8 protein-coding genes and 1 pseudogene are annotated in these 5660 nt (G+C 59.7%); 6 read left to right on the top strand and 3 right to left on the bottom strand.

Annotation, left to right across the window (positions count from 1 at the left end; translation table 11 throughout):
• The first annotated feature begins 253 nt into the window (after nt 1-253).
• Nucleotides 254-577 carry an HI1450 family dsDNA-mimic protein gene (locus tag AAC083_RS12850; RefSeq protein WP_043138804.1) on the top strand — a complete coding sequence of 108 codons (324 nt, stop codon included), beginning with the start codon at nt 254-256 and terminating at the stop codon, nt 575-577.
• 39 nt (nt 578-616) lie between these two features.
• Here AAC083_RS12850 and AAC083_RS12855 read toward each other — a convergent pair whose 3' ends face one another.
• Entirely contained in the window at nt 617-928 is a 312-nt protein-coding gene (locus tag AAC083_RS12855; RefSeq protein WP_042037339.1) for a DUF1289 domain-containing protein, read from the bottom strand.
• On the bottom strand, nt 929-1807 hold the full coding sequence (locus tag AAC083_RS12860; protein WP_108536807.1) for a CvfB family protein: 879 nt from the start codon (nt 1805-1807) through the stop codon (nt 929-931).
• Nucleotides 1808-2020: 213 nt separating this feature from the next.
• Between AAC083_RS12860 and AAC083_RS12865 the strand changes: the two genes are divergently transcribed.
• From AAC083_RS12865 to AAC083_RS12880, 4 genes are all read left to right on the top strand, one after another.
• A complete protein-coding gene (locus tag AAC083_RS12865; protein ID WP_108536808.1) occupies nt 2021-3235 on the top strand; it encodes a UPF0149 family protein in 1215 nt (404 codons plus the stop codon).
• 169 nt (nt 3236-3404) lie between these two features.
• Nucleotides 3405-3875, top strand: coding sequence for a MarR family winged helix-turn-helix transcriptional regulator (locus AAC083_RS12870; protein ID WP_042037342.1), 471 nt, complete (start codon nt 3405-3407; stop codon nt 3873-3875).
• Complete coding sequence (locus AAC083_RS12875; RefSeq protein ID WP_042037343.1) at nt 3872-4060, top strand: DUF4250 domain-containing protein; 189 nt, start codon at nt 3872-3874, stop codon at nt 4058-4060. The genes AAC083_RS12870 and AAC083_RS12875 overlap by 4 nt, the downstream gene beginning before the upstream one ends.
• A gap of 162 nt (nt 4061-4222) precedes the next feature.
• Nucleotides 4223-4402, top strand: a complete 180-nt coding sequence (locus tag AAC083_RS12880; protein ID WP_042037344.1) for a hypothetical protein — start codon at nt 4223-4225, stop codon at nt 4400-4402.
• Nucleotides 4403-4520: 118 nt separating this feature from the next.
• Here the strand turns inward: AAC083_RS12880 and AAC083_RS12885 are convergent, their stop codons facing one another.
• Nucleotides 4521-5108 (bottom strand): FMN-dependent NADH-azoreductase, encoded by a 588-nt coding sequence (locus AAC083_RS12885; RefSeq protein ID WP_181364742.1) that lies wholly within the window; start codon nt 5106-5108, stop codon nt 4521-4523.
• Between the two features lie 226 nt (nt 5109-5334).
• On the opposite strand from AAC083_RS12885, the pseudogene AAC083_RS12890 reads away from it, so the two are divergent.
• Nucleotides 5335-5660 (top strand): annotated as a pseudogene (locus tag AAC083_RS12890) (EamA family transporter); the annotation flags it as partial.

Consider the following 5660-nt stretch of genomic DNA (forward strand, 5'->3'; position numbering starts at 1 on the left):
CCCTGGTGCAGCGGTAGATAGTGCCACCACCAGGCCTCCCGCCGTCGCTTGATCTGCTGTCGCCGCACCCGTCGCTTCATGTTCTCACTCCTGTGAACACGGACCGGGCTCAGCCAGCCCGGATTAACCACCTCGTCAACCATACCTCCTGTCCGCTTCGTTGGATAGGCAACAAGCGGCCATCCGCACTGGTCTGGCCGCCACCGTCAATACTTGCTACAGTAGCGAACCTCGATGTATCTGGAGTGATTTCATGGAACAGCGTACCCCGGATCAGCTGGTCGAATGGGCCTATGATCAGTTTCTTGAGCAGGCCGCAGACATGCTGGCCCCCGAACAAATCGTCGACATCACTCTGGAGTTCGAACAGCGTGGCGCCGTCGAGGCAACGCTGCCCAACGGAGACTGGTCAACCGAACTCGGTGTACCGGTCGACATGGAGCGCTGGGTCGAAGTGTGGGTTGGCTTGCTGGACCATCAGGATGAGTTTGAGGTGATCTATGCCACCTTCCTGCTGCCCCGTTATCTGAACGAGCACCATGTTCATGTGCGCTGGCACCGCCAGCAACAGGCATAAAAAAGGCGCCATGGGCGCCTTTCTTGTTTTTGTTCTTCGCTAAGCCTGCGCCGCTATGGCCTTGGCCAGACAGCGTCGACACCAGCAGGTGCTGGCCTGCTGCATCGGCAAGGCAGGCAGCTGGCTGCACCAGCACTGATCTATGGTCTGACCGGCCGAGACGGCGCAAAACGCCGGTTCGCCACAGCCAGGGCACACATGGGTGCTTTTTGACCCATCCAGCTCTGCCATCACCGCCAGCTGGGCGTCGCTCTCCATGGCCGACCAGTGCCCTATCTCGGTCAGGGTACGGCCACAGCCGAGACAGAGCCCATCCCTGGCCTGACACTGGCCGATACAGGGACTCGGCACTTATTCGCCGTCCGGCGACGCTGCGGTCTCTGCCTCGACCAGCGTGATGCAGTTGTCTTCGATGACAATCTTGCCCTGCTTGTAGAGACCGCCGATGGCCTTCTTGAAGGTGCCCTTGCTCATGTTGAACAGCTTGTAGATGAGCTCGGGTTCACTCTTGTCGCCCACGGCCAGGCTGCCACCCTGCTTCATCAGCCGGGTCAGGATCCGGCCACCGGCGTCGTCCATCCGATCCATTCCCGGCTTTTGCAGGGTCAAGTCCAGTTTGCCATCATCACGAACCTGCTTGACCCAGGCGGTCAGCGGTCGACCCGTCATCACCCGGCCAAACACCTCGTTCTTGAACAGCATGCCGGAGTATTCACCGTTGACGACAGCCTTGATGCCAAGCGGAGTGTGTTCGCCCGGCAGCGCCGTCACCTCGTCGCCAGCCTTGAAGGGAGGCTGATCAGTGCGCAGGAAACGTTCCAGCCGGCTGGTGCCCACCATGCGCCCCTCGTTGTCGAGCATCAGGTGCACCAGATAGACGTGGCCCACCTGCATGGGTTTGTTCTGCTCACGAGTCGGCACGAACAAATCCTTTTTCATGCCCCAGTCGAGGAAGGCCCCGATCTTGTTGGCATTGACCACCTTGAGGCCGACTATGTCGCCCACCATGGCAAAGGGCTTGTCGGTAGTGATCACCGGCTCGCAGTCGGCATCCAGATAGAGAAAGACTTCCACACCGTCATCCTCGGCCACGCCTTCCGGCAGCTGACGCTTGGGCAGCAGCAGCTCGCCATATTCGTCGGCCGCAAGCCAGGCGCCCCTGTCTTCTAGCTCGATTACGGTGAGGGTGTTCATCTTGCCAATCTGTAACATGGTGATCTCTTCTTTCATTATCCGGATGGCCAATATTTCATTGCCCGTATGGGCGCGCATGTTACCTCAAGAGCGGTAACCGGGCCTAGTCCCCTTGCCCTTCTCCCACATGATTTTCGGGGTAGCCAGCTCGGCTTGTGACGATATCATCGCCAGTCAGCCAGGGCTTGGCTGCAAATAACCCCACTTTTTGGTAAACTGCGCCGCTGTTAAAATCCAGAGGAACTGTCGATGAATCCATCCACTCGTACCCGTCATCTCAATCAATGGATCCAGACCCACAGTGGGCAGGACATGACCTACCCGGCGCTGCACGGTTTTCTGTGTGCCCGTCTGGTGGGACCGGATGCCCCTGACTGGCAAGCCCCGCTGGCGGGACTGCTGGAACAGGATGCCGAGCTGGATGAGAAGAGTGCCGAGGCATTGCACCACCTGATCGCCGAGCTGGAAGCACAGGCTGACGTGGCCCAGCTCGCCTTGCCAAGCCAGTGCCGCCTCCCTACCGACAGCCCGGAGCAGGTGTTTGCGCAGAGCCACCCCCTTGGCCAGTGGTGTTACGGTTTCAGCCAGGGGTTTGCCTGCTGGCCCAAGCCGAAGGATCTGAACGATCCTACCACCCAGTACCGCTTCAGTCTGGCCGCCGAACTCAGCCTGTTTCGCGACAAGCCCATGGCCCAGATGCTGCACGTGGCGGCTGGCAGCGAGCTGCCCTTCATGGAATTTTGCAAACGCCAGCGTCAGAACATGAAGACGGCGCTCAATCAGCTGCTGCAGCTGGATGAGTATCAGGCAGTGCCCGACGCTCAGGCAGCCCTCGACAGCAAGCAGGCCGAGCAGTGGCAACAGTGGTTCGAACTGGCCGATGCCTGCCGCGATCCCCAGGCTCGCCTTCGCTGGTTTGACAAGGTGATTGACGATGCCGAGCCCCTGTTCGACGACACCTTCTGGCAACAGATGGCTGGCCACAGCTGGCGTGCCTACGAGGCCCGCCCTCTGCTCGCCGCCAGGGCCGGCCGGGCCGATTGTCTGTTGCGCCTCGGCCAGCTGGAGCAGGCTCGCCAGGAGTATCTGGCGCTGCTCGACCTGTGCATCGCCGATGAGCTGGGCTGCCGTTATACCCTCTCCAGTCTCTATGCCCTGCAAGGGGATTGGAGCGCCCTGCGCGCCTTGCTGGTCCGCTTCGACGAGGCCTCCAGCTGGCTGCTCTACAACAGGGCGTTGATGGCCTTTGTCTGTGATGGCCCCGAGGCGGCGCTGCCACAGCTGGATGCGGCCATCAAGGCCAACGCCCACGTGCCGGCCTGTCTGCTGGGTCAGCGCAAGCTGCCCAAGCAAGAGCCCCAGAGCTGGCAGGCAGGCAGTCGCGATGAGGCGGCGCGCTACACGTTGCAGAGCCGCGAGGCTTGGCTCAAGCACAACGCCTTGATTTGGCTGCGTAAAGGCTGACCAGCCCGAGGCAAAACCAGCCTCGAACAGACCCGGTTGCGGCGGATGACGTGCGCAACCGCACATTTCTCTGGTGCTTGTTCAGACAAATGTCCTTGTGTTACGTATCATCAAGGTCAAAGTATCAAGAGAAACTGCACCCGATGCAGCCGTCACAGCAGGATGTCATATGTCAAAGATCATAGAGCTGCTTGCGCACTACCCCCCCTATCAGCTGGTTCACGCCGCCGAAATGGTGCGCGATACCTTTGAGCAGTTTTACCAGCAGCGCTATCAGCTGACGGTGCCCCAGTGGCGCCTGATGATGGTGCTCGGCCCCAACTACCCCATTAGCCAGAAAGAGCTGGTAGAGGCAAGCGGGATGGACAAGGTGCGGATCTCCCGCGAAATCCACCGCCTGGTGGAGAAGGGGATCCTGTTTACCGAAAGCAGCGAACAGGACAAGCGGGTCAGTCTGGTGTCACTCACCCAGGCCGGGCTCACCTTGTTCCAGCAACTCAAGACCGAAGCGGGCAGCTGGCAGCATACCCTCACCGACTATCTGCCCACCGAGGCGCGCCAGACCATTCGCCTGCACCTGCAAAGCGTCAGCGACGCCATCGAACAGCTCCATCTGCTGGATAACGAGCACACGTCATGAACCTGAATAACGTCGCCACCATGGACATCAACATGCTGCTGAGCCTTGTCAACATGCAGCTGCGTGATCGTTTTGATGATCTGGATGATCTCTGCAAGGCACAGGAGATCGACCAGGAGGTCTTGGTCGCCAGGCTTGCCAGCGGCGATTTCCACTACCGGCCGGATCAAAAACAGTTCAGATAGGGATCCGGATCACAACCCGGCCAACGGCACTGGCTCTGGCGGTAAAAGCTGATATGTTGATGGTTGCCCCGTGCAATGACACCCTGCGACATGTATGGATACATCAAGCTGTCATACTCGGTGGTTAGCCTTTCACTCGCGACCGCTAGCCAAGGACGACCCATGATGCTCCTGACCCGACAGACCAGCCTGATCACCCTCTGTAGCCTGCTCATCATCAGCCTGTTTTACCCCCGCCTGCCCGACAGCGCCGAACAGTGGCTCAGCACCCTGTTACTGGGCTCCCTGGTCGCCGTGTGCCTGATGGTGGGCAGTGGCTGCCGCCGCTTCATTCGGGATTGACTCGCGCCCTCTGCCCCTGTTGAACCATATCTCTTCGCCCGCACCAAACCAAACAACGCAGCCCAAGGGCTGCGTTGTTTGGTTTTACATGGCGGGTGCGCCATGGCCAGTGTTTTGATCAGAGGGCCAGAGTTTCCAGCTGCCCCTTGGCCTGCGCCATGCCTTTGGCTTGTGCATCCGGGCCCATCCCCATCCCCTCGGCGTAGATGAAATCCACCTCTTTGATGCCGATGAAACCGAGCACGGTACGCATGTAAGGTGTCACCAGATCGGTGGCGCTGCCGACGTGCATGCCGCCGCGGGGGCTTATCACCAGGGCGCGGGTGTTCTCTACCAGACCGACCGGACCGGTTTCGGTATAACGGAAAGTAACGCCAGCGCGAGCCACCAGATCGATCCAGTTTTTCAGCTGGGTCGGGATATTGAAGTTGTACATGGGGGCCGCAATCACCACCAGATCGCTCGCTTTGAGTTCGGCGATCAGCTCGTCGGACTGGGCGATCACCGCCAGTTGACGCGCATTAAGGTTGTCACCGCCGCGCAGGCCGGAGGCCAGCTCGCCATCCAGCACCGGCAGGTTGAGGGCGGCCAGATCCCGCACGGTGACGGTATCGCTCTGATGCTGGGCGAGGAAGCCGTCGATCAGGGCGTTGGATTGGGAATATTGACCCAGGATGCTGGATTTGAGTACGAGGATATTGGCCATGGTGAAACTCCATTTGATTGTCGGTTGAACAGCTTGGCTGTCGATGGAGGTCACTCTAAACATTGTGCTTATTTGCTGATAGCGAAAATAGATGCTCAAGTTATTCAAAATTTTTGATGCAAGGCCACTTCCTCGCCAGCCAGCCCCGCGGTCGCGCTTCAACCCTTGGCAGAACAAACGATTGCCGTTATGATCCGCCGCACTTTTTTCCAGCGACCCGGATCCCATGATACCCTCGCGCAGGCACTCTCCTCTGACCGGTGCAGTCTGGATGATGGTGGCAGGACTCTGCTTCGCCGCCGTCAACAGCCTGAGCCAGTATGTCAGCTTCACACTCGGCCTTGCCTCTACCCAGGTCGCCTTCCATCAATACCTGATCGCCCTGATCTGCCTGTTGCCCTGGCTGGTTCGTCACGGCCTGCGCCAATCCCTGATGACCAACCAGTTCCGGTTGCACCTGCTGCGGGTGTTGCTGGCGGTGATCGGCATCCAGCTCTGGCTGTGGGCACTGGCGGTGCCCGTTCCCATCTGGCAGGGGATCGCTCTGCTGAT

The sequence above is a fragment of the Aeromonas sp. HMWF014 genome, from assembly GCF_963878295.1.
In the GTDB taxonomy this organism is placed as follows: domain Bacteria; phylum Pseudomonadota; class Gammaproteobacteria; order Enterobacterales; family Aeromonadaceae; genus Aeromonas; species Aeromonas popoffii.

Excerpts from the sequence above, each read along its gene's own strand:
- AAC083_RS12850 (WP_043138804.1), top strand. The coding sequence starts at position 254 with ATGGAACAGCGTACCCCGGATCAGCTGGTCGAATGGGCCTATGATCAG.
- AAC083_RS12870 (WP_042037342.1), top strand. The coding sequence starts at position 3,405 with ATGTCAAAGATCATAGAGCTGCTTGCGCACTACCCCCCCTATCAGCTG.
- AAC083_RS12865 (WP_108536808.1), top strand. The coding sequence starts at position 2,021 with ATGAATCCATCCACTCGTACCCGTCATCTCAATCAATGGATCCAGACC.
- AAC083_RS12880 (WP_042037344.1), top strand. The coding sequence starts at position 4,223 with ATGATGCTCCTGACCCGACAGACCAGCCTGATCACCCTCTGTAGCCTG.
- AAC083_RS12885 (WP_181364742.1), bottom strand. The coding sequence starts at position 5,108 with ATGGCCAATATCCTCGTACTCAAATCCAGCATCCTGGGTCAATATTCC.
- AAC083_RS12860 (WP_108536807.1), bottom strand. The coding sequence starts at position 1,807 with ATGAAAGAAGAGATCACCATGTTACAGATTGGCAAGATGAACACCCTC.
- AAC083_RS12875 (WP_042037343.1), top strand. The coding sequence starts at position 3,872 with ATGAACCTGAATAACGTCGCCACCATGGACATCAACATGCTGCTGAGC.